This is a genomic window from Undibacterium sp. Ji22W (assembly GCF_049340305.1).
In the GTDB taxonomy this organism is placed as follows: Bacteria; Pseudomonadota; Gammaproteobacteria; order Burkholderiales; family Burkholderiaceae_D; genus Undibacterium.
In genome coordinates this window covers 1,122,059-1,147,174 of sequence record NZ_JBMPOU010000003.1, presented here as the reverse complement: position 1 = coordinate 1,147,174, position 25,116 = coordinate 1,122,059, and the positions used below count along the sequence as shown (strand labels likewise).

18 protein-coding genes are annotated in these 25,116 nt (G+C 45.8%); 5 read left to right on the top strand and 13 right to left on the bottom strand.

Translation table 11 applies throughout. From position 1 onward, the window contains the following. Positions 1-25: 25 nt before the first annotated feature. From ACO0KW_RS17485 to ACO0KW_RS17475, 3 genes are all read right to left on the bottom strand, one after another. Positions 26-907: a response regulator gene (locus ACO0KW_RS17485; protein ID WP_423054641.1), complete on the bottom strand. Its 882-nt coding sequence runs from the start codon at positions 905-907 to the stop codon at positions 26-28. A gap of 53 nt (positions 908-960) precedes the next feature. Then, entirely contained in the window at positions 961-2,097 is a 1,137-nt protein-coding gene (locus ACO0KW_RS17480; RefSeq protein WP_423054640.1) for an HD-GYP domain-containing protein, read from the bottom strand. A 188-nt stretch (positions 2,098-2,285) separates the two neighbouring features. Then, positions 2,286-3,371 (bottom strand): acyltransferase family protein, encoded by a 1,086-nt coding sequence (locus tag ACO0KW_RS17475; protein WP_423054639.1) that lies wholly within the window; start codon positions 3,369-3,371, stop codon positions 2,286-2,288. 534 nt (positions 3,372-3,905) lie between these two features. Between ACO0KW_RS17475 and ACO0KW_RS17470 the strand changes: the two genes are divergently transcribed. Beyond that, positions 3,906-5,204, top strand: a complete 1,299-nt coding sequence (locus ACO0KW_RS17470) for an MFS transporter (RefSeq protein WP_423054638.1) — start codon at positions 3,906-3,908, stop codon at positions 5,202-5,204. Between the two features lie 133 nt (positions 5,205-5,337). Here ACO0KW_RS17470 and nagZ read toward each other — a convergent pair whose 3' ends face one another. From nagZ to ACO0KW_RS17440, 6 genes are all read right to left on the bottom strand, one after another. Next, positions 5,338-6,801, bottom strand: coding sequence for a beta-N-acetylhexosaminidase (gene nagZ, locus ACO0KW_RS17465; protein WP_423054683.1), 1,464 nt, complete (start codon positions 6,799-6,801; stop codon positions 5,338-5,340). 166 nt (positions 6,802-6,967) lie between these two features. Then, a complete protein-coding gene (locus ACO0KW_RS17460; protein ID WP_423054682.1) occupies positions 6,968-7,978 on the bottom strand; it encodes an SIS domain-containing protein in 1,011 nt (336 codons plus the stop codon). Next, complete coding sequence (gene nagA / locus ACO0KW_RS17455) at positions 7,971-9,137, bottom strand: N-acetylglucosamine-6-phosphate deacetylase (RefSeq protein ID WP_423054637.1); 1,167 nt, start codon at positions 9,135-9,137, stop codon at positions 7,971-7,973. The genes ACO0KW_RS17460 and nagA overlap by 8 nt, the downstream gene beginning before the upstream one ends. Continuing rightward, positions 9,134-9,868, bottom strand: a complete 735-nt coding sequence (locus ACO0KW_RS17450; protein WP_423054636.1) for a GntR family transcriptional regulator — start codon at positions 9,866-9,868, stop codon at positions 9,134-9,136. The genes nagA and ACO0KW_RS17450 overlap by 4 nt, the downstream gene beginning before the upstream one ends. A gap of 56 nt (positions 9,869-9,924) precedes the next feature. Continuing rightward, positions 9,925-10,821 carry a BadF/BadG/BcrA/BcrD ATPase family protein gene (locus ACO0KW_RS17445; RefSeq protein ID WP_423054681.1) on the bottom strand — a complete coding sequence of 299 codons (897 nt, stop codon included), beginning with the start codon at positions 10,819-10,821 and terminating at the stop codon, positions 9,925-9,927. A gap of 498 nt (positions 10,822-11,319) precedes the next feature. After that, entirely contained in the window at positions 11,320-14,109 is a 2,790-nt protein-coding gene (locus ACO0KW_RS17440; protein WP_423054634.1) for a TonB-dependent receptor, read from the bottom strand. Between the two features lie 975 nt (positions 14,110-15,084). Here ACO0KW_RS17440 and ACO0KW_RS17435 point away from each other — a divergent pair. After that, positions 15,085-15,792, top strand: coding sequence for a DUF6445 family protein (locus ACO0KW_RS17435; protein ID WP_423054633.1), 708 nt, complete (start codon positions 15,085-15,087; stop codon positions 15,790-15,792). 7 nt (positions 15,793-15,799) lie between these two features. Here the strand turns inward: ACO0KW_RS17435 and ACO0KW_RS17430 are convergent, their stop codons facing one another. Together ACO0KW_RS17430 and ACO0KW_RS17425 are read right to left on the bottom strand one after the other, a co-directional pair. Beyond that, a complete protein-coding gene (locus ACO0KW_RS17430) occupies positions 15,800-16,174 on the bottom strand; it encodes a hypothetical protein (protein WP_423054632.1) in 375 nt (124 codons plus the stop codon). A gap of 300 nt (positions 16,175-16,474) precedes the next feature. Next, positions 16,475-19,120 carry a TonB-dependent receptor gene (locus ACO0KW_RS17425; protein WP_423054631.1) on the bottom strand — a complete coding sequence of 882 codons (2,646 nt, stop codon included), beginning with the start codon at positions 19,118-19,120 and terminating at the stop codon, positions 16,475-16,477. An 849-nt stretch (positions 19,121-19,969) separates the two neighbouring features. Between ACO0KW_RS17425 and ACO0KW_RS17420 the strand changes: the two genes are divergently transcribed. Beyond that, the gene (locus tag ACO0KW_RS17420) at positions 19,970-20,701 is read left to right on the top strand and encodes a YoaK family protein (RefSeq protein WP_423054630.1); all 732 of its coding nucleotides are present in this window, start codon (positions 19,970-19,972) and stop codon (positions 20,699-20,701) included. Between the two features lie 106 nt (positions 20,702-20,807). Here ACO0KW_RS17420 and ACO0KW_RS17415 read toward each other — a convergent pair whose 3' ends face one another. After that, entirely contained in the window at positions 20,808-22,271 is a 1,464-nt protein-coding gene (locus ACO0KW_RS17415) for a M20/M25/M40 family metallo-hydrolase (protein WP_423054629.1), read from the bottom strand. Positions 22,272-22,737: 466 nt separating this feature from the next. Here ACO0KW_RS17415 and ACO0KW_RS17410 point away from each other — a divergent pair, with 466 nt between their 5' ends. Continuing rightward, on the top strand, positions 22,738-23,073 hold the full coding sequence (locus tag ACO0KW_RS17410) for a DUF3579 domain-containing protein (protein ID WP_423054628.1): 336 nt from the start codon (positions 22,738-22,740) through the stop codon (positions 23,071-23,073). Between the two features lie 18 nt (positions 23,074-23,091). On the opposite strand, the gene nhaD is transcribed toward ACO0KW_RS17410, so the two are convergent. Then, a complete protein-coding gene (gene nhaD / locus ACO0KW_RS17405) occupies positions 23,092-24,378 on the bottom strand; it encodes a sodium:proton antiporter NhaD (RefSeq protein ID WP_423054627.1) in 1,287 nt (428 codons plus the stop codon). 127 nt (positions 24,379-24,505) lie between these two features. Between nhaD and ACO0KW_RS17400 the strand changes: the two genes are divergently transcribed. Beyond that, the gene (locus ACO0KW_RS17400; RefSeq protein ID WP_423054626.1) at positions 24,506-25,087 is read left to right on the top strand and encodes a YhcH/YjgK/YiaL family protein; all 582 of its coding nucleotides are present in this window, start codon (positions 24,506-24,508) and stop codon (positions 25,085-25,087) included. The last annotated feature ends 29 nt before the right edge of the window (positions 25,088-25,116 follow it).

The following is a 25,116-nucleotide window of genomic DNA, read 5'->3' as shown; positions in this document are numbered from 1 at the left end:
CCAGTCGACATAACAGAAAATTACTTTACACACTCTTCCGCAAATTGCGATATCGCTCCGCACGAGTGGCCACAGAAGAAATAAGTTTTTCAGGGTCGATAGGTTTGGTCAGAAATTCATCGGCTCCAGTTTCCAAAGCGCCCAATTGTTTTTGCATTTCGGTTTCAGAAGACAGAAAGACAATAGGGATATCAATATAGTGATTGTTTTGTCGCACTACTTTCGCCATTTCGATGCCATTGCATTGAGGCATATACAGATCGGTCAAAATGAGTTCAGGCTTGAATTTTTTGATTGCATCTAAAATTTGCGTTGGGTCTATGAGGCCCTTAACATGCATACCCGCGCTGCTTAACACAGCGTCAAAAAAACTCAGAAAAAATTCATCATCATCGACCACCAAAATCCGATAGGATCGTATCGTGTTTTGCGCTATTTTCTCATCGACCCTAACGCTTAACGCTTGCACATCCACAGGTTTGATGAAGTAGCCCTCCGCGCCCTCTCTTACGGCGAGCAAACGGTCATCAAAATTATCGTTAGAAGATACATAAATTACCGGAAAGCTTGTAATAACCCGCGCTGCCATCGAGTCTTTCGCCAAGCGTCCACCAGCCGAATCAATATCCAAGATCGCCGCTGAGGGTGCGCGCACTAATATGGCTGAACGGAATTCATCTAAGTCTGAAAATCCTATCACTTCATGCGAATAGATGCTCAAAGCATCTGCGAGCTGCTGAGCATAACTTACGCTATCAGAATAGACATATACTAAATCTGGATGACGGGTCAACTCGTCATCAACTGAAGCATTAACTTCAATAGCCGAAGCTGAATCGGGTTCGGAACGTTTCTTCGAAGCGTCATCCGCACTAGCATCATCAAATTCAAAAGTATTTTGCGTCATTTTCTTATCAATTCCAAATTAAACAATGATCGTCAATCTGCTGGTGCACAAATTTATTGTGCTGCGACGTCGCCCCACAGCTGCCGCATACTGAATCGCAAAATGACCTGATCTCGATGCAACACTTCTCTAATCGCATGTAAAGGCTTTTGGGTGTCGCGTTTGATTGGCGATGACAGCGCGACACCTCGCGGCCCCAACAGACAGTGTACATAAGGAGTCGTGGTGGTAGCACCTTTGCTGGTCACCACGCCAATTGCACCATCTTCCAGCCTCACAAAAGTCCCTATAGGATAAGTTCCCAACTCTCGAATGAACAAGGTCACTAACATCAAATCGACGGTCGTTTTCCCGCCAATCAGTATGTCGCGCAAGGCCGCATTCGGCAATAGGGACTTACGATAACTACGGGCACAAACACGCGCGCAATATCGATCCGCAATTGAAATAATTTTCGCATTCTGCGGTATTTCAGCGCTACGCTTTTTGTTAGGATAACCACTGCCGTCTTCATTTTCATGATGATGCAAAACCCAAGAGAGCCAACCCTCATCTCGGATCCCCGCATTCATCAGTTGTTGTACGCTTTCTTGCGGATGGCGGAAAATCAAATCCTGTTCTTCGGGACTCAAGCCGTCACTCTTTTCTTGCAAACGTTCTTGTTGTCGCAACATGCTTAAATTCATTGTGAGACAGGCTGCTGCAAGCACGATTAACTCATCATCCGTCTTCTTTAAAGCCTTCCCAATCACAATTGAAACAACGGCGCTATCGACACAATGGCGTGAGGAATAATTACCTTCCTGATGGAGAAGTATGCAGCCGAGTGCGACATCTGTGTCAACGCGGGTCGCTAACAAGACATATTTTGCTAGAGTGAGAAATTTTTCGCGGGCATTCGGCTCGCTACTCAAGTTATAGGACAAAGTACGTAAATCATTACGCACTTGAGAGATGATTCTGACAACAGATGGTTGTTCAACAACTTTAGCAACTTTCTTATCACGTGTAGATTGATCAAGTGTTTCACCATCAACATACAATCCACGCTCAATTAATGCTTCAACTTGATGGGTACTATTTACCACAAACCCACGTCGCAACAACAAATTACCATCCGAGCCAAAAATATCCCATTGCAGCGCTTGGCCAATGACGATATCCGACATAGAAATCCGTTTGTTCGACATGCAATACTCCAAAAAGATATATTACCTGCGCCTGCCTACCGAATTAATTACGAAATAAATTCAGCAGTGAACCTGTCATATATCGTATCAGAGTATTACAAACATGCATGTCTTTCTTCATATTGGTATCTATTCATGCAACACTTTAAGGAAATTTTCTTATGTCAACAAGACAAAAATGCAGTGGTTTAAATAGAAAAACGCCACCCACGTTGACGTAGAAAATACATCACTACTGCAAAGATACCAGTGAAGAACGAAGCAAATATTAAAGAACTCATGTGAGGGCCAACCAATGGCGTCAATCCACCTGTAAACCACTTCGGGTAAATCACATCCATCAACCCGCTGGCGGCTAAAAGACAAGTCGCCACCCAAGACCCGCCGTATGCTGCAATCGCATTCACACCGAAACTTAGGCCAAATGCGGGCCACTTAGCGATGTCAATCAAACGATGCATAAGCCAGATCATCAAAAAAGAAAAGCCAGATGTCCACAGAACAAACGATGAAGTCCACAGACTCTTATTCAAAGGCAACACAAATGACCACAACCATCCCAATAGCACCAACAGCAATCCGTACTGCCAAAGACGCTGCCCTCGCAATTGACGCAAAAATGCCCCAGCCTGTATGCCAAACAACACTGAAGCAATTGCTGGAAGCGTACTAAGAATTCCTTCTGGCTCTTGCGCCAAACCCGTCTTGGCGTCGTAACTGTAAGCGAAATGTCCGAGCCAGCGAGTATCGATTTGATCCGCTAAATTCAGATGCGCTTGAAAGGAACCCGCCGTCGTCAATAGATACCAGTATCCGACAAGAATGCCGAGAATAATCAAGCCTTGTACGTGCAAGGAACGTACATAAATAAGTATTCCGCCAGCCACAAAAAAACAAATGCCTATTCGCTGTAAAACACCCAAAAGTCGAAACTCACGTCCAGGAATTAAGCACATCGCAATCACATGTAAGAGCACACCAAAGGCAAAAATTTTGCATGCTCGCCATCCCACACTCTGCAACAATTGTCTGTTGCCCACGCCTTGTTCAAGCTTAGGAAAGAATGCCAAATACAGAGACACGCCAACGATGACAAGAAAAAATGGAAAGATAAAATCGGCAGGCGTCGTTCCATCCCATGCAGCGTGCTCCAGCCACCAATACACATGATCCCAGTCGCCCGCATTATTCACTAACAACATCGCCGCAACGGTCAATCCACGCAAAGCATCAATTGATAAAAATCGCTGATTAATTACTTTTCTTGCATCCATCTTTACCTCAATCGACTACTAATGCGTCGATAAAATGATCAAATTTAGTCAAAAAAACTCACTCAGGCAACCCGCTGGCCAGCGCCATCCGATTTAGTATTATTCAATACCACTTTAGAAAAAGTAGAAAATAATTACATTCATCGCCTTAGTTCCAATAAGTTTTCACCTTTTGCGCTAAAACCCGAAAAAAATTAGTCTAAATAAGAAAGGGTTATGAGCAATTATTGTAATTCCTCGCATTACTATTTGTAAGAAATTGACCTTAAAAATGACAGTATAGTTGTATATTGGTACTTAAGTGGCATTAATTATGTAAAACCAGTTGACCTACACTTATGGGGCTAGTATGTTTCTAGTTCACGCAAAAATTTGGGCAATTGAATACGAGATCGTGGCTAGGAATTTTGGATTTCGCAAAGCACAGCTTAGTCAAAAAAATCAGAAAATTTGATCTCCTTAAAAAGCAAAAAATTCATTCACTTATTTAGTCATTAATTGCAACACAGTGATTTCACACCGGAGATTTTTTACATGGATAACAGCAAATTACGTCACCCGCTAACTTGGGTGCCCACCCTCTATTTTGCGGAAGGGCTCCCTTTATGGGTCGTCTTGATTGTGGCTGGTGTGATGTTCAAGAGCATGGGCATTTCAAACCAAGAAATTGGCCATTGGACAGGGATTTTGGTGTTAGCCTGGACCTTTAAGCCACTCTGGAGTCCATTACTTGAAACCTCGAACAATAAACGCTTTTTTGTTGTGCTCTTTCAAATCATTGGTGGCGTCGCTCTGGGCTTGATTGCGCTAAGTTTGCAATTACCCAATTCAATCGCGATCACGGTGACATTGCTCGGCGTCGTTGCCTTAGCATCCGCTACGCATGATATCGCCGCTGACGGTCTATATATTGCCAGTCTCTCTACGAAGCAACAGACCGCATTCGCCGGCTGGCAAGGCGCTTTTTATAATGCCTCCAAATTTGTTATTTCCGGCGGTTTAGTCGTATTGGCAGGTGACCTGCAGACCAAATATCATTATTCCCCTGAAAAAGCATGGTCCGTCATCTTTGCAATTATGAGCGCTGGACTAATCGGTATTGCGATCTACCACCTTTGGGCTTTGCCGGCTAACCCAGCAACAACAAAAACACCAACTTCCGTCAAAGAAGGTTTCTCAACTCTCGTCGAAGTGATTATCGATTTCTTTAAGAAACCCGGCATCTGGCTCAGCATTTTGTTTATCTTACTGTTTCGTGCGGGCGAAGCTCAGGTTTCTACCATAGCGCCCTTATTCCTACTCGACTCACGTGCCGCTGGAGGCTTAGGACTCACGACGGCACAAGTCGGATGGGCTTATGGCGCTGCCGGCACCATCGCCTTCATTGTCGGCAGTATTATTGGCGGATATTTTGCCGGTTGGCTGGGATTACGCCGCGGTATGGTGTTTTTAATTATCGGTATGAATTTGCCTAATCTTGCCTTCTTCTTCTTATCCAGCACTATGCCTGATAATCTGACCATCATCACGGCAGCAATTTTTATAGAGAACTTTGGTTTTGGTTTTGGCTTTGTTGGATTAATCCTGTACATGATGCAGGTACTGTCCGTGGGCAAATACCAGACCGCGCATTATGCATTTGGTACTGGCTTCATGGCACTCGGCCTAGTATTGTTTCGCACATTTAGCGGCGACATTCAGGCGACTTTAGGCTATAAGAATTTCTTCCTGTGGGTAATTCTGTCCGCAATTCCGGTGCTAGTACTTTCACTTTGGATAGTCCCAAAGTCAACAGAAAACAAGCTCGCTGCAGATCCCGCAATGGCGGTGTAGCAAGCGTTAGATTGCTACCGCTTGCAACGCTCATTGCTTGTAGTTGCACCGTTCATACTCAAAAAGACGTAACCCAAAAAAGAAAGCCGGAATGTGTGAGCATTCCGGCTTTCTCTTTGTTCACTCGTTCAAATCATCCTACAAGCCCTTCAAAACCCGCCACTGGGACTTGGCCTTTTGCCTCAACCCTACCTGATAACCAAGCTGCAACAGCATCAATCGCAGGCTCAGCAAAACCATAAGTGATCAAAGCAGGCGCCGCGATATCCAGGCATTGAAATGGATTCCACAAGACCAGATGCAAATCAGGCTTCCAGCTTTGGCGCGCGCGTTCGTTGTAGCGAATCCGCACCGTTGATGCCAGAATCACAGTGCGTCCATCATCAGGAAGACTTGCCCAGTCGAATGTCTTTGCATCATCAAACGTCGTGGTTTGTACTTCGTAAATTTGTGACAGCATGGCTGCAACTTTGTGCGCCGGAATTCCCGCCTCCGAAACTCCATCACTGACAACATCGGCGCTGATAACCAGACGCACTTTGCTACCAACCTTAGGTGGTTTCGCACCGCGATACGTAGTTAATCCACGCTGCCATGCTTGCGCCATCAATTGACGATCAGCGGCATCAACTGTAGCTGGATACTCACCACTCATGCTTGGATAAGTACCGACTAGTTGACTGATGCGCGCCATCTTTTTTTGCATACTCGCGTAATCAATCACACCCGCAGCAATCGCCTCAGTGATGGCGTCCAGCGTTTCCAATTGCGTTTGCGTGTTCCCAAGTGCCATCACCATATCCGCGCCAGCCACCAAGGCTTTCACCGCCGCTGCACCAACACCATAGCGGCCTGCAATCGCATGCATATCCATGCCATCAGTGATCACTACGCCATGATAATTCCATTCATCACGCAAGATACCCGTCAAAATCGTCTTCGACATTGTCGCTGGATTTTCAGGATCTATCTGCGGATAGACAATATGCGCCGTCATCATCGCCGGTGCATTTTTTGCCGCAGCTTTGAACGGTGCTAATTCAAGCGTATCTAATTGCGCCCGCGATTTATTCACTTCAGGCAAATCGCGATGCGAATCCACATGTGTATCGCCATGCCCGGGAAAATGTTTGACACAGCACGCCACACCTTCGCTCAAACTGCCTTCCATCCAGGCACTTGCAAGTCGCTGTGCCTGCACCGGATCCGCGCCAAATGAGCGCTCAGAAATGACGGGATTATTTACGTTATTATTTAAATCTAGCACGGGTGCGAAATTCCAATTGAAGCCCAATGCTTTCACACCACGCGCCACTGCTGCGCCTACCTGACGGCAGAGTTCGGGATCTTGGCTCGCACCTAGGGACATCGCCGCCGGAGGCTGCGGTACCCAAGTGGCTCGTACCACCGCTCCTCCCTCTTGGTCTATCCCAATCAAGGCTTCTGGCCCCATCACGGCACGCAGATCTGCCGTCAGTTTGGATAGTTGTTCTTGATCTCGCATATTCTGGCGAAACAAACAAATTGCCCGAATATGATGCGCGCGGATGAAATTTGCCATCTCGGTACTTAATTCAGTTTCTGGCATGCGTATCATGATCGCTTGCCCAGCGAGGCGACGCGCTTCTTCCTTGCTAATTTGGTGACTTATTTGGTGACCGGCTTCACTACTCATAGAATTACTTATTAAGCTCATTGCTTTTCCACAAAATAGAACAAAAGAAAAGCGGGAATCATTTCATCTGATTTCCCGCTTAGCGTCATTAATTCGTTTTAGTTACTTTACTCAAATGACGTGGCTTATCTGGATCAAGTCCACGTGCTACGGATAAGTGCGCGGCCATTACGTAAAACGATTGAATCGCGGCGATAGGATCAAGATCCGGCGTTGCAGTCGTTGCCAAAGTAAGATTGCGCTCTTTCACATCGGCCGGTGCTGCTAACAAGACATTCGCTCCACGTCCACGCATTTCTTCTGCCAATGCGATCAAACCGGCCTGTGCTGGACCACGCGTTGCAAAAATCAATAATGGATAGCCGTCATCGATCAAAGCCATCGGACCATGTTTGATCTCTGCGCCACTAAATGCTTCTGCCTGGATTACGGAAGTTTCTTTAAACTTCAACGCCGATTCCAAAGCGACTGAAAAACTGATACCACGGCCAACTACCATAATGCGTTGCGCTGGTACCAAAACATCAAGAGCGTTTGACCAATCTAATTGGGTTGCGGCGTGCAGAACTTGCGGCAACTCTTCAATACCCGCCAAGAAGGCTGGATCGTTCTGCCAGTGACCTGCCAGACGCGCACCAGCGACTAAAGACGTGATAAAACTCTTCGTCGCAGCAACGCTCAATTCTGGTCCTGCATGCAAGGGCAAAGTCCATTGCGCACCTTGCGCTAATGGTGAACTTGCATCATTCACCAAGGCGACAGTCGTTGCGCCATTCTCACGGAAATAACCGATTGGCTGCACCACATCAGGACTTTGACCTGATTGTGAAATCGCGATTGCCAGCGCATTTTTAACATGCAAAGGTGCTTGATTCAGAGTGACCAATGACATTGGTAAAGACGCCACGATATGCCCCAAACGCGCCATGATCAAATAGGCAGCATAATTGGCCGCATGATCAGAACTACCACGTGCAATCGTGACGACTGCAGAAGGCGGCGTCGCACGCAAAAACTGTCCTAATTCAACTAAACGTTCACGATCCTGACTTAACTGCGCTGCGACAAATTCACCTGACGAACACGCTTCTTTAAGCATCTTTGAGCTCAATTTTTTCTCCCTCGATATAAACAGCAATTAGATTCAAATCCCGATCAAGAACTACTAAGTCCGCAAATGCATTTTCTTGTAAGCGGCCGCGATCAGATAATCCTAAAAAATCTGCTGCGTAGGTAGAAACACGTTTAGAAGCATCGTCCAGCTCTAAACCAATCTTGACCAAATTTCTTAATGCCTGATCCATCGTCAGGGTGCTGCCAGCCAGTGTGCCATCTGCCAGGCGCACACCGCCCAGACACTTATGCACGACCTGGCGGCCTAACATATACTCACCATCCGGCATGCCCGATGCCGAAGTAGAATCGGTCACGCAATACACTTTCGGAATTGCCCGCATTGCCGCTCTGATCGCGCCCGGATGTACATGCAATAAATCCGGAATAATTTCGGCAAAATTAGCATGTGCCAAAGCCGCACCAACCATCCCTGGAGCACGATGATCAAGACGCGACATCGCATTGTATAAATGGGTGAAACTACTCGCACCATTTTCTAAAGCGGCGACACCATCTTCATAGGTGCCCAAGGTATGTCCCAATTGCACACGCATACCGAGCGCCGTCAACTGGCTGACCATCGCCAGATTACCCTCTACTTCGGGAGCCAGAGTAATCAGTTTAATCGGCGCAATCGCATCCAAATTTTTGACTTGCTCAAGCGAACCGGCATGGGCAAAATCAGGTTGTGCACCAAGCTTGCCGGGATTGATATAAGGCCCCTCTAAGTGCACTCCCAGTACACGCGCCGCCCCCGACAAACGCTGCTTGCAAACACCCGCTAATGCCTGTAATGCGCTTTCCAAATCCGACATGGGAGCAGTCATGGTCGTCGCCAACATACTGGTTGTGCCATGTTGCGCATGCATGTGTGAAATTACCTGTATCGCATCGCCTGCTTCCATCGTGTCTTTACCGCCAGCACCATGCACATGGAGGTCGATAAACCCGGGCAAAATATATGCAGCGTCATTCAGGCTCGGATCGACAGTCTGGCCTTGAATATCTTGAATTTTTTCAGCAAAAGAAATTGCACCTGAGACCCAGCCTTGCGGCGTTAAAATATTCCCGCTCAGTCGCTGTGCAGATTGCTGTCCAGCTAGTTGCCCGTGTTGTTGCCGATTCGGTTGCTCTAAACTCATCTAAACAACTCCACAACAAAGTCATAATAATCACTACGACAATAAGAATGTGTCAGTTCGACCGCCGCACCATTTGCCAGATAACCGACGCGGGTAATTAACAACATTGCCGTGCCTTGTTTTAAGCCAATCAATTTTGCCTGCTCCACGGTGGCGCTAACCGCACGGATATGCTGTAAAGCGCGAGTTGGCGCGACATTATTTTGATCCAGATAACCATACAAACTGTCAGTCACTAATTTAGGATTTGGCAAATACAAATTCGGGATCGTCGTGCTTTCTATCGCCATCACGACATTGTCTGCTGTACGCAAACGTTTTAGACGAGACACCACGGCATGCGGTGACAAACCAAGCGATAAAATTTCCTCTGGAGATGCGACGCCGGTATCACGTGACAACCATTGTGAACCTGGCATAAATCCACGCTGACGCAACTCTTCACTAAAGTTCGTCAGACGCGACAATGGCTGCTCTAACTTCGGCGTAATATAGGTACCTGAACCGTGCTTACGCGTCAACAAACCGCGCTCACATAACATCTCGATGGCTTTGCGTGCAGTGACGCGGGAAATCTCTAAGGTCTCCGCTAATACGCGTTCTGAAGGCAAAGCTTCATCCGGTTGCCAATAGCCATTATTAATACCATTTGCCAGCTTGTTCGCTAATTGCAAATACAAGGGAGTAGAGCTATCACCATCAGGTTTAAAATCGAGCAGTTGTGCCAGCATATTTTTCTTCCTCTGAGTTTCTGAAGTCTTAGCTTAATTTCGACGATGCTAACCAGCTAAGACTGCATAAATTGGCTTTTGACCAGTATAAGTGCACCGACCGCAGAATCACCGGCGGGTTTCGTGACTCGTTGCAATAATTTTTCAGGCAAGTAGGCCCAGATCGCATCTGCCAGCCCACCACACAGAGCAATCGCCATCGTCGCACTTGGATCTAACGCATTCGCCATTTTTTCTACTTCTAATCCTGCTTCGACTAAAATACTTTTTGCCTTCGCATCCACTGGCGCAAACTGAATTACCAGTGGCGCTAACTGTGCAAATTTGGTTTGTGTCGCGCCACCTAACCATGCAAACACCGCATCCTTGTCGCCACCACAAAACTGAATAACGGCGCTGGCAAAATCATCTGCTGGACTTCGTCCATCAAGCACATGCTGCGCATGATTAATCGCACGCAGCCCCATCCAAGCGCCGCTGGCTTCATCGCTTGATGGAAAACCCCATCCGCCAACTTCACGTCGGCTACCATCGGCTTGCATGACTTCACCGACACTACCAGTTCCCAGAGCGATAATCGCGCCCGGTTTGCCCTGATGTGCGCCCAGCAAGGTGGTACCAGCGTCAGTTTCCACCACTAAAGCCGCGAAACCTGGATTGGCAGCGATAAATTCTGCTGCCCACAACTTATTGTTGACGCCAGCTAAACCACAACCGATCGCCATCTCTTTAAAATCCGGAGCAACAATACCAGTTGTTGCAAATGCCTGCTCAATTGCTGTTAGAATAGCTCGCCACGCGGCGGCTGCGCCATGCATTAATCCAGAAGGTCCTGCACTGGCGCGTGCCAGCTCTTTACCTTCTTTGTCAACCAGAAGCACGCGGGTGCCGGTGCCACCACCATCGACGCCGATCAGATATTGAAATTGCGTTTGCTGAATTTGAGGTTGCATTTGCTGAGTTTGGTTCACAGTATTTTCCAACAAAAAAGCACCATCTATTATTTGGACGCGACCTTGGTACGAATTGAACACAACTTAAGTACAGGCCAAGTAAACTCCAACGACAGACAGAATTTAGACACAATTACACTTTAGGTGTTTCTAAAGTGGCTGTCAATAGGTATTTAAGTGGTATTTAAAATAATTTGTGCTTTTTGTGTCGATTTCGTGAGTATCCAAAGACAAACATCCCCGTGCGACTCCACATAAAAATTCTGATTTATTGAATCAGCTCCATGGTCATACCGCACCAAAATAACACCGACTAGTTGAATCAACAAATCAAAACTCTCGTAAGACAAATCCCCAAATTTACCTGAAAAAAAAGTGACGAAGCCGGGTTGCCTCGTCACTCCCTAGATTGATCTACTACTCTGCAGAAAATCAGATCACTACCAAAATTTTGAATCGAGCCTTCAACCCAGACTTCCGATAATGATCCGACAAACCTTACATCTTCACGCGGAGTGTCAAATAGTATTGACGACCACTTTGATAGATCGAACGTGGTTGATTTTCATTCAATGCAAAATACTTCAACGCTGGGTTGTTCAAGTTATGCGCATCCAATGAGATCGCAAAATTTTCGTTGATTTTGTAGCCCAGAGAAGCGGACAAAGAGCCTGTTGCTGCCTGTGAGAACGCTGTTTCACGATCTAAGCCACTGTAGAACGCAGAACGGTAACTATATGACAAACGTGCATTGAAAGTGTCATCTTCATAGTAACCACTCAGGTTGTATGTGTTCTTAGAAGCACCTACAACTTCTTGATCTTTCGCATCTTTCGCATCGGCGTAAGTGTAGTTCGCAGCCATTCCAAAGTTATTCCCAATCGGCTGTTCATACGCCAATTCAAAACCCTTCACTTTAGCGCTGGAATTAACTGGTACGCTTAATACGTAAGGAACCATTGCGCCCTGTGGAATCGCAGAGCTAGTGGTGAAATAGCTGCGTTTATCCTGACCAATACCTACATAGCTGGTCAGGTCCATGTAGTAAACACTACCAGACAACAATGCACGTGGAGCAAAGTACCATTCGAGCGACGCGTCGAGATTATTTGAACGAATTGGTTTCAAGTTTGGATTCGCACCGCTACCGCTACCTGTGCCTGTGGCAGTCGATGGTGGACTCAAGCTGATCGCACTCGCCAAAGCGCCAAAGTCAGGACGTGTCATTGTCTTCGATACTGCCAGACGTGCGACCAAATCTTTTTGCAAATCAAAACGTAAATTCAAACTTGGCAAAACGTCGTTATACGTGTTGTCGCTCTTCTCGAAATGGAAAGTACCGAAGTCAGAAGATTTTTGACCTGCGCCTGGGCCTGTCAATGTCGAAATCACGCTTTCTTTTGTCTGTACGACACGTACGCCCACATTACCGCTCCAGCCTTCACCTTCCATATTGCCCTGAACGTAGAATGCATTGACACTTTCTTTCAAAGCAAACTGTGTACCGTAATCAAGACGAGTTCCGTTATTGTCGCGGTTTGAATATTTATTGAACTCAGCCAATTGCGCAGGTGTGTAATACCAAACATTCGATGGGAAATTGCCACCCAAACCAGAACCATAGTTCGATGGATATTGGCTTACTGCTGATGGGAATTTTGCTGGATCGTTTTGTGCGACTGTGCCAACTGGACACCAAGTAGATTGTGACCAATCCCACGGTGCTTGCGTACCAGCAGAATTCTTACAACCAGGACCCTGCCCTAAAGCTGCACCGCTATCACGCTTATGCTCAGTCGCACGAACACCAAATTTCAGAGAACTGAATAAACCTTGATTCAATTGATATTCGCCATCTAATTTAGCCCATGATTCTTCATCATTAACCAAGGTGTTTTGATAACCGAAGACCCAACCCAAAGTATCTTTTGAACGGCTCGCGTAGTTCGTGTTACCCAAACTCCAATCGGCAGCATTGTTCACGCCGTTGATGTGGTAGGAAGCACCAGAACCATTACCGACATTCCATTCAGCCACGTCTTGCGTTGGTGTTTTGCCCTTGGCTTTCGACGTACCTAATTGGCCATTGAAACGCAAATCAGAGCTTGCCTTCCAAGTTGCTTCTGCGCTGAAGAAATTGACTTCAGAGCCTGCGTCTGGGCGGGAGATCTGATCGTACACACCATAGGTTGTACCCGCAACAGGTTTGAATGTTGCACTAGTCAAAGTCTTTACACCGTTGTTGTTCGCCACTGTATAACCAGCTTCTGGCGCCTGACCATTACCGCCGTCAATGAAGTGAGATCCCCATAACATGTAATTGCGGTTATAGTTTGCCGCATCCAATTTAGAGCTAAAACCACTCAGAACAATATCAAATTCTTTGCTAGGTTTAAATTGTGCGCTGACCAAACCACCAGTACGATGACGTGTTTGCTCAAACAAAGCTGCACCCATCAAGCTTGGGTAGTAAGCACCGGCTAGATCAGGATTTGTTTTAGCCATTGGGCTACCTGCTGCAATTTGTGACCAACCCAAAATCTCTTGACCATCACGACGTAAGCTACGCTTTTCAGAGAAGGCCTGCACCATCAAACCGAACGTGTTGTAATCATTTTTCCAGTTAATCAAACCACTTAATTGCGGATCTGATTTTTTTGGTAAATCTGCATAGACCACACCAAGGGATGCTTCTGCAGTCAATTGTTTTTTAAATTCTAAAGGCTTACGTGTGATCACATTGATAGAACCAGCCACACCGCCTTCAACCAAGCTAGCTTGGGAAGTTTTATTCACTTCGATACGACCAACTAATTCAGATGGCAGCAAGGTGTAGCTGATAGAGCGGCCTACGCCAGCACCAGATTGATTCAATACGAACCAATCACCTGCCGCCATGTTGTGGCCGTTAATCAAGGTTTGTGTCAAACTTGGGTTAGTACCGCGCATACTGACGCGATCATTTTCATCGAAACCACCTTCGTTGCCCGATGCAGAACTAGTCGTCACGCCCGCGACACGTTGCAAAGAATCCGCTACGTTTTTGTCCGGCATTTTGCCGATATCTTCAGCCGTGATCACTTCGATATGGGATTCAGCATTACGCTTTTGATTCAAAGACTGTTGCATAGAAGCGCGCACGCCAGTAACAATAACTTGTTGCTGCTCTTCTTTTTCAGCTTTCTTTGTATCAGCTTGTTGCGCTTGCGCAGACATAGCGACGGTCATCACCAAGACTGTGACTGCCGATGCAATCGGTGTCAGATTCGGTTTCAAATTACTTTTCATGTATTCCCCCAAGACTTCCATAAGAACATTTAATGCACGGCAATCTCATTAAAAAATCACCTTGCGCGAATTACTACTTATCAAAAAGATTCAAGCACTTAATACCGTATTGCTGATTTGCCGATCAACACCGACTAGCTTAATTTTTGTGCAAACGATTAAGTACGTGCTCCACCTACTTATCAAGCAAACTCATATGCTGCTGCGTTCTAAGAAACGCTCCCCCCACAGGATTATCCACCTCAACAAATCTCACACTTCAAGATCTATCAGCAGCAAAACATATCAATTCGTTGAAGAGTCTTCACTTTAAGTTTTTCAATACCAATTGTCAAACGGTATTCATGTGGTATTACATTTATTTGATTGGTACTATGCTATTTTTATCGATTGGTATGCATATCAAATACTCACCACGCGATTTAACACATTGATTTAAAATAAGATTTTTATAAAATATAGGCGTACGCCAACTATTGGTATGTTGACTCAATCCAACAAAGAATCGAAAATACCACTACAGCGCATCAATACAGGTTGGCGCGAAGAAAATAGCTGCATAGGACGCGGGGCAAGTAACAAAAAAAGTACCGAACTAAGCACTAAATAACGCTGTTTTAGCAGCCGATTTGAGTGCTGCATTCCCACGGAAAATCAAACAGCGCATCCCACTTGTGATCAGCCTTGAAATATGAAATACTGCGCATCGCCTCTTACTTGAGCGCACTTCCGCACTCCCCGCACATGAATATCTAAGCACCAATACGCGAAGCTTTTTTGCATTTGTGTTTGTGTTTGCCGAATTCTGTTTGCTAGACCATATCGAAATCCAAACGCGTGACCGCCGTCAGCCGAAAAAAATCCACGCTGCCGGATGAATAAAATTCATATCATCTTTCGCGACGAAGTCTTTGCACGACTAAAATTGACCAAACAAAATGAAATAAGCTTTTGCGCTATCAACAGGAAATCCTTATGCAGAACACCTACGCCATCACCATGCCACCCTTACTGCAAGCAGTGACGATAGGCGCGCATCAGGCGTTGATCATTGATGATTTTTTAGAGAGCCCCGATACCCTACGTCAACTTGCGTCACGCAGCGAATTTGAAACTTACCCAGGCTATACAGAACGAAAAGGATATCCAGGCATCCGAGCCCAAGCACCGGCGAATTATTCCAGCACGATTACAGAGTTTTTGGAACCGTTGATCAAGTCGCATTTCGGTGTGCCGGAACAACTCGCGCTGCGCAAAAGTGTCTGTGCCTTTTCACTGACAACGATGATGGCTGAGGAATTGGGGCCACTTCAAAGAACGCCGCACTTTGATGCTAGCACCCCACATCACATGGCGGTTTTACTATATCTTTGCAATGAGCGACATGGTGGCACAGGTTTTTATCGCCACAAGTCCACTGGCATACAACAGATCACAGCGAGTAATCGCGAACACTATCTCGATGTTTACTATGAAGAGATCAATGCACAACGTCCGGCACAACGCTACTTTGATGGATCAAGTGAACATTTTGAATTTCTCGGCATGATTCCAGCAAAATACAATCGCCTCGTCGTGTATCAGGGTAGCCTATTACACACTGCGTGTATCAATCCCTCGATCAGTATTAATTCGGACGCGAAGACAGGACGCTTAACGGTCAATACTTTTTATGATTTTTGATGTCAACTCAAAAACCCATACCCCAACTTTGAACACTGACCGATGTAACATTCTCTGCAGAAGAAATTTCAACTAGCACGACCACATCGTATTCCATCAACAGGCTGTAGCCAACTTTACGTTCGCTGATGTAATGAAATTTTTTGTCGCGCGACATCGACACACAACATTTCAATTCCGCACCGCGGGCGGCGAAAAATTCCTCGGCCTGGCGTTTGTTAGTTCCAATCGGCAATTGCATCTTAATTTCGTCGCGCCAGTATTGCATACGCGTATTCACGGCCGTGGTAGAACACGCTGTTAGCGTAAAAACAAATGCAAACACGCCCAGCACCAATAGTAAGCTGGGGAATCTAAAACTTGAGCGTCGAATTAGTGTCATCGAAAAACTCTACATAAAAATTATTGAGCGGTATTTGCACTGCAAAGCAGTTGTGCATGCGTCGCAAAAACGATCCGTTAATGTGTCTTTCTTGGCCATTCAAAGTTCGCGGGCATCCTATTGTAGGCCGATGAATAAGTTCAGTCCGTATATTGTAGACGAGAGCTAGCTTATATTCACAACCAAACTAAATTCTCCAAGACCCAATAAAAAAAGCCCCGACCGCACAAAGCTTTCGGGGCTCTTCCTATGACACCAACGACGAACTAATAAGTCAGTCGTTAATGTCTACAAACACTATCAGAACTTCGCGCTGAGCGTGATTCTGTACACGGATTCACCTAAGAAAGACCATGCTGGATAGCCCATCTTGAGTGGATCTTTAACTGTCGTGTTCGCAGCTGCTGCACCGTATTGCACATCGTCTTCTTTCAATAAGTTCGTTGCTTCAAAAGCGAGACGAAGGTTCTTATTGATGTTCCAGCCAAAGCTTGCATCCAATGTGCCATACGCATCATGCATACGGTTACCGTACCAGCCGGTTTCACGTACCATGTACTTAGAACGCCAGTTGTAAGCTAAACGTGCGGAAAAGCTGTCATTTTCCCAGTAGCCAACCAAGTTTGCATTGTGCTTAGATGACAAAGTAAACACATTCAACTGATCTTGATAGCTAGTTGATGGCGCCTTTGCGTTAGATAAAGTGTAGTTAGCCACAACGCCAAAGCCATTATCAAAAGAATGATTGATCTGTGCTTCGATACCATCAATTTTGCCACCACCAGCATTGATGTATTGATTCACAGTCCAACTATCTTTCTTGCTATCTGGGCTGACCACGCCGATGCTTTGGTTGATCTTGGTTGACGTTGTGATGAAGTTATTGATGTCTTTATGGAAGAACATCAAGGAAACCAAATCACCCTTGCCATAGTAGTATTCCAAGCCCAAATCAAACTGTGTTGACTTCATCGGCTTCAAACCTGCGCTACCAAAACTCACTGACTCATTACCTGCAACTGTGTCTTGGAAACCAGTTTGCGTTGCAATGAACATGTTTTCATAATTTGGACGTGTAATTGTTTGCGCCGCTGTCGCACGGAAAATGACGTTACTGTTGAGATCGTATGCAAGGTTCAGACTTGGCAACACATCATTGTAAGTAGCAGTTTCAGTCTTCTTAGTACGACCCCAACCTGCATTTTGCGCAATGTCACCAGCCGCAACAGCAGTACCGTCAAGCTTGTAACCTTCCGCTGTTACGTCGGAGCTGATGTAACGCAAACCGAAGTTACCGTGCCATTTATCTTGCTCGAAGTTAAACATACCATACAAGGCAGTATTATCTTCTTTCAGCTTGCCGTAGCCACCGCGCTCTTCAACCCAACCAGTGATATTTTGATTCGTGTTCGCCATCATTGCTGCGATATTTGGACGCGGTGAAGCCCAGCCCAACGTGCCCATCGCTATCGTGCCATCATACAAACTAGACGTGGCGACTTCTTTTGCAGTCGCTGCAAAAGATGCACGGTCTGTCGATTTTTGGAAGGTATGATTTGACGCTCTGAAACCAGTCTTAAAGGAACTAATCGCACCCCAGTCCACATTCAGAGTCAGGTCTGCTTGCGCAAAATTTTCTTTATCAGCATTTGGACCACGAGAAGTCGCCCAAGAACCTGCAGGACCTGTATTCGCCGGCAGGTTAGAGACCGCAACGTTTTGGCTTGAGCCTGGAACGATCACTATTTGCTTACCTGTCGCATCAACAGTACCAGTCCATTTCGGCAAAGTAGCACCAGCTGTCCACCAACCATAAGAATAGTTAGTCGTCATGGACGTACCGCCATCTGCCTTAGTCGACCCTGCAACGGCGTCTAACTTAAAGCCAGAACTTTTGTAAGTACCATTCAAAGTGAAGCTATCTGAAGTCATCTTGCCTTGACGCGCCCAAGTTTGCAGGAAAGCATCACTCGCCTTCGCGGCACTCGTATTACTCTTCAAACAAACGCCATCTGGATTGAAATCAGATTTCACACTCGTATTACGTTGAGTGCAGTTTGGATCATGGAAAATGTAGTGACTAGTATTGGAGTTATCCGCATCAAGCTCCAACTTCATGTAGTTCAAACCCAAGTCCAGACCTTGAATTGGACGCGCTTGCAAATTGATATTCAATGCAGAACGCTTGCGTTCCTGTACAAATGTCGTTGGCGCCACGTCAGCTGACCAGCGAGAATCGGACTCAACGCCGCGACGGATGTAATCACCCTTCTCATTCGCACCAGCAACCAAAATACCAAACGTATTGGCATCGTTTTTCCAACTTACCATACCAGAGATGTCGGTCGACACTTTATCGCTGACACTACCCTTACCCGCTTTTACGCCAACGTAAGCTGAACCTGATTTCAAATCCAATGGCTTACGGGTCTTAACAATGACCGTACCACCGATACCGCCTTCGGTTAAATCGGCTTGAGAAGATTTATAAACGTCCATGCCGCCGATCAATTCAGATGGCAATAGGGAGTAATTGAATGAGCGATCCAAGGCTTGTTGATCGTACCAACCGGTGGACGCAACAGTTTGTCCGTTCAGAGTTGTGTAAGTCATTTGCGGATCTGAACCGCGCACGGAAACGGATGCACCTTGACCAAACGCGCGTCCAACTGTCACACCAGGAATGCGCCCCAAAGACTCGCCGACATCGGTGTCTGGCAACTTACCTACATCCTCCGCAGAAACGGCATCCACGACAGAATTTGAATTGCGTTTGATATTGACCGCGCTTTGCAATGCACCACGGATACCAGTCACAGTTACTTGCTGCGCTTCATCCTTTTTTGCCTCTACTTGCTGAGCTTGTGCGGACATCGCCGCCGTCATCATTAAAACAGAAACTGCTGCTGCGATAGGCGTCAAACCCGGCTTCAAATTACTTTTCATTTATTTCCCCCAAGACTTTCCAAAAAAACCTTCTAAACATGTAATGCTCGGCTCATTTTTCCAAGAAAAACCCGCTTTGCGCGATTTACCACCATATGAGTCAAACCCAAACACTTGTCCCGTTCATTGAAAACCGTTGGTCAAGAAAACGAAACAAGTGCTTGTTGTCAGGCTTGATATAACTTAGCGTTGCTACTCAAAACGACAAGTTAAAACAACAACTTGCTAATGCGCCTTCGGAAACTTCCCCCCACAGGAAATTTGACTACATCACATCTCTGACTCTGAGATCAAATGCAGAGCAAACACATGAATTTTCGAAGAGACTTCACTTTAAATTTGCTAATACCAATTGTCAAGCGGTATCTATGTGGTATTACCAAGATTTATTCCATGTTATTTTCTTTAACGTAATGGTATTAGGTTTCATCAACAAAAATTTATTGTAAGCCTATGTTTTATAAAGATTTAATAGTAGAAAAATGTGAAAATATTGAAGATGGTATGTTGACTCAATCCAACATACCATTTTGATTAAAGGTATTTATTTGGCATTTACTCATCCAAATCAAAAAATCTTCCTAAGACAATTTCTGTAACAACAAAATAATGACTTTTAAAAAACAGTAAATCCGCAAAATATTTACCTATTGCAACCAAAATCGTGGCACAAACCCAGTCGCTCGCTTACACTAAACCAATGAGAGAAGTTAGAAGGATGTGTGAAGAGTTTAGCGACATACCATGCCGAATTACATGGCGGTTCGCTCAAATTTTATTTAGAACATGACCCAGAATTCGCAACTTCTTTACTGCAATTTTCACCCACCACCATGTTTGCGAGAACGTATGCCTCAACATTATTTGGCGAAGCTGACCTCCCCAAAACGCAGCCCCAAAGCAAATTTGCATTTAGGCGTCACCTTATGCTGGATCGCTGGCGCCTTGAATGCGGGGGGATTTTTAGCCGTAGGCGAATACACTTCACACATGACGGGCGTCTTATCAAGCGCCGCTGACAATTTGATTTTAGGGCGCGTGATACCTGCGATTGCGGCGCTCTTTATGTTGCTCTCGTTTGTTTTTGGTGCAGCCTGTACTGCACTTATCATCAATTATGCGAAACGAAACTTTGCACGCTTTGTGTATGCGCCCGTGCTCTTATTCGAAGCGATCTTATTACTCATTTTCGGCATGTTGGGTCGCGGCCTATTGCAACACGAAATGATCAGCGTGTCGTTCACCGCGATTCTGCTGTGCTACATGATGGGCCTGCAAAATGCGCTGATCACGAAAATTTCAAACGCAGAAATTCGCACCACACACGTCACCGGCCTAGTGACTGACATTGGTATCGAGTTAGGAAAAATGCTGTACTGGAACCGTGACCTTGAACACAATGCCGACATGAAGGTGGTGGTGAACCGCCAAAAACTACGCCTACATTTACAATTGGTTTTCTCGTTCGCGCTTGGCGCAGTGATGGGGGCAGCCGGGTTTAAACATTTAGGTTTCATAGCGAGCGTACCTTTGGCCTTGGCTTTGGTCGCTTTAGCAATCGCACCGGCAATTGCCGATTAATTTAGAAATCAAAATGGAATAGTGGACAAAAGAAAGCGTCGTGATTTGAACGCGACGCTTTTTTCTAAGGATAAGTAAGTGATTTGAATTTATTGCCTAAGTTAAATTACTTCTTCATTGTTTTGGCCAACTCAGGACCAGATCCAAAATGCAGGGGAGCTTGCGCCGCCATCCAAGCAAACACCGCATAAGTTGCAGCTGCCTGATTAATTCTGGACGGCTCTATCTTGTCGAAAGTATCGTCAGGCGTATGGTGCAAATCAAAATAATCATCTGCCTTCAATGAAAGCCCAAAGCTTGCTGCACCCGCTACGCGCAAATCGCCCATATCAGGTCCCGGAAAGGCATTGTTATCTCCAGGCTCGATTCCTAAAGGTGCCATTACCGTATGCATTTGCTTTACCAAAGGTAATGCCTCGGCACGCACAAAGGAAGACATTTTGATGACTGGACCTTGCCCCAGATCCGCTTCGGCAGCGGCTTGAATTTGGGCGATTTGTGATTGATGTGCTGCTAAGTAAGCCTTGCCACCAAACAAGCCTTGCTCTTCATTCGCAAATAAAACGACACGGATGCTACGCTTCGGTTTCATCCCATTACGCTTAATGAATTCGGCAGCAGCCATCGAAATTGCGCAACCAGCACCATCATCAATTGCCCCAGTACCCAGATCCCATGAATCTAAATGCCCCCCAATCAAAACATATTCGTTCGGCAATTCGGACCCAGTGATTTCACCGATCACGTTATATGAAGTGTAAGACCCCGTTGCCGCAGCGCCGATGTCTAATTTTAATGATACAGGCTTGCCGCGTTTGATCATGCGCGCCACCATATCGGCATCTGAATTTGACATTGCCGCAGCAGGAATCTGTGGCACGCCATCTTCATAGCGCATCACACCGGTATGTGGAAAACGATGATTGTCCGTTCCCACTGAACGAATCACAATCGCTACTGCACCTTTACGTGCCGCCTCTGAAGCGCCGGCGGAACGCCCTGGTACAACCAGGCCATACTCATTCGCACTTTGCATCTTATGGTTGATGAAGACGATCTTGCCACGCACTTTATCTGCCGGTGCCGCCGACAAGTCTTTCAAACTCGCAAACTCCACCAAATCCGCTGTTAGACCTTCAGCTGGAGTCGCGACGCTATTACCCAAAGCGGTGATCAACAAAGCTTGAGGAAATGGTGCGACGATTTCGGCTTTTTCATTTCCACGTTTCCAGCTCGGAAAGCTCACTGGCTCTTTCCATACTTTATCAAAACCTAATTCCTTAAACTTGGCTTCCGCCCATGCAACCGCACGCGCATCGCCCGGGCTGCCTGCCATCCTTGGCCCAACTTCCGTAGTAAGGGATTCCAAAATCTTATAACTCAGATTGTCGGTGCGTGCAGCATCGCGTATCCAAGCAGCGGTTTGCAGCTCTTTTTCGGTAAATACCGACGCAGTCATCGCTTTATCACTGGCAGGCGCGGCAAATGCGACTGTCGAACTAAAAACAGCGCCGATAAACAATCCCATTGCGGTTCTTACTAAACTTTTTAATTCTTTGCGATTAGACATGTTTTTCCCTTATTAAATGTTTTTCTTATGATGCAAAACAAAGATGCCGCAGAAATTGGCATGCTAGAGAGACAAGTTAACAATTACAAAGTTCCATCATATTTGTCACCCCGAAAATATTTATTGGCCCTAGAGTTCAATAAATGTCCTCGACTACAGCATCATAAATTATTGATACAAAAGGATTTTTTCAGAAAAAACTATAAATCGAGTGGGAACTTTACTGTGCACAAATATGGTCTATACTTAGCAGCATTGCATTACAGAAATTTTTTAGACCCGATTTTAGTTCAAGTCTTCTATAAGATATAATACACAGGTAAGTTAGAATACTGACTGCATCGTAGTGTTGCATCAGGCATCAAGATCAGCGTTGCCTGTCCAATGATCGTCCAGTTTTTTTACTTCAAAATAAATTTACTACTATGCATTAATTGCATTAATGCCGTTTTTGCCCGCGGACCACATGACCGATACAGCCAATCAAGCTTCGACGCCAAAACGTGAGTTCTTTATCCAAGGTCTCACCAGCGATGGCAAACAGTTCCGTCCTAGCGATTGGGCTGAGCGTCTATGCGGCGCTATGTCCTGCTTCCGGCCTGAAGGTGGTCGCAACGCGCATCTGCAATATTCCCCATTTGTGCGCCCGATTCTGCTCAACGGAGTGCGCTCAGTTGTCGTCAATGAAGCTTTGCGTGAAATCGAACCACTTGCTTTCCATTTTGTGATGAGTTTTGCCAAAGACAATGATTTACAAATTGTTGATGCTTGTTTGTTGCCAGACCCACCTACTAGCACTTAGTATATTTTTGAGATGGATTTAAGCCGCGTGTAGCAATGAATATTGCACCATGTAGGCAAAAGCCCCGGCAATATAGCCAATCAAAGCTAAGCCCGAGATTTTTCGCATATACCAAAAGAAATCGATTTTTTCTAAGCCCATCGCAGCAACACCCGCTGCCGAGCCAATGACCAGGATCGAGCCCCCTGTGCCTGCGCAATACGCCATAAATTCCCACAAAAAACTATCGGCCGGAAATTGCGCCAGACTATACATTCCCATCGATGCCGCAACTAGTGGAACGTTATCCACCACCGCACTGGCCAAACCTATCAGCATCACTATCAGATCCTGGCGCCCAATTGTGTGATCTAACCAACTCGCCAAAGACTTCAAAATATGCGTATGTTCTAGTGTTGCCACGCTCAATAAGATACCCACAAAAAACACGATAGAGCTCATATCAATGCGAGTTAATGCGCGCACCAAGGTTAAATGTTCTTTTTCTTCGTCGTGCTTTTCTTTATGAACTAAATCGCCGACCATCCATAAGATGCCGAGCCCAAATAGAATCCCCATAAATGGCGGCAAATGTGTCCATGTCTTAAATGCGGGCACACAAATTAAAATTGCCAACCCTAAATAGAACATACAATTTCTTTCAAAGACACTGGTGTGAACATGCGTGTCTTCTTGCTTTTGTGGCGCGATCACAGACCGAGTTCCGAGTACCCAGCCAGTGACTGCCAGTGGCACGATCAAATTTATCAGACTTGGGATAAACAAGCCCTTCATGATTTCCACCGCAGTGATCTGACCACCTATCCACAGCATTGTCGTAGTCACGTCACCTATCGGGGTCCATGCGCCGCCCGCATTCGCAGCAATCACAATCACACCAGCAAAATACAAACGGTCGTCTCTTTGCGCCAACAATTTTTTCATCAATGAAATCATGACTATCGTCGTGGTCAGATTATCCAAAATCGCGCTCAAAAAGAAAGTGACGAATCCAACCAGCCACATCAAACTTGATAGCCGCGCAGTCTTTATGCGAGAAGTAATGACTTCAAAACCATTGTGCGCATCAACCACCTCGACAATCGTCATGGCTCCCATGAGAAAAAAAACGATCTGCGCAGTGCTCATTAAAGACTCCCCGAGCTGTGAAGACACCAACTGTGGATCATTCATCGAAAGCGCGTAAATTGTCCATAGCAAACCCGCACCTATCAACGCTGAAGCCGATTTATTGACTTTTAAGGGATGTTCAAGCGCAATCGCCGCATAGGCGAGAACAAAAACAATAACAATGGCACTCAACATAAAGCAGGTTCCTTTGGCGTGACCGCCTTGAAATGGGCAAAAAAAATTAAGACGCTTACTTTACAATAAACCGGTTTGCACGTCCGAATTTTCGCATTCGCGTGGAAGGAAAACTCTGCCATAATGAATGACCAGACGGAGGGTTCGCTTTGTGACTTTGGATGAGCAAACAACTAAGTTATTGGCGGGCCACTTCACTATACGTTCTATCTTTCCTACCTTTACTACCTTTATAGGGGCAGCAGAAACCTTTATGTTGATCGGTCATCTTCATCAAACAAATACGACACTTCCTGCAGCGATCGAAGCTGCGCTGCAACACTTACGCGAGACTGATTATACAAATATTGCACCAGGAAAATATCCTATAGATGCCGAGCGTATGTTCGCCATCGTACAAGATCCTGTTACGCAGGATTGGGCAACTGGCCGTCCTGAGTTTCACGCGCGCCATATTGATGTGCAGTATTTGTTGGCGGGTGAAGAGGTGTTAGGATTTCTACCGGCGAATCAGAGATTAAGGCCCAGCGATGACTTTTTGGCGGAACGCGATATTGCTTTTGTCGAACCTCAAGCAAACGAAACTCGCATCGTGTTAACGCCAGGTATGTATGCCGTATTTTTTCCAGGCGAACTACATCGTCCATGTCGTTCGCTGGAAGCACCCATGCAAATTAAAAAGGTGGTGATAAAAATTTTGAATAAATAACCGAAGATTTATTCAGAACACTTAAGGTA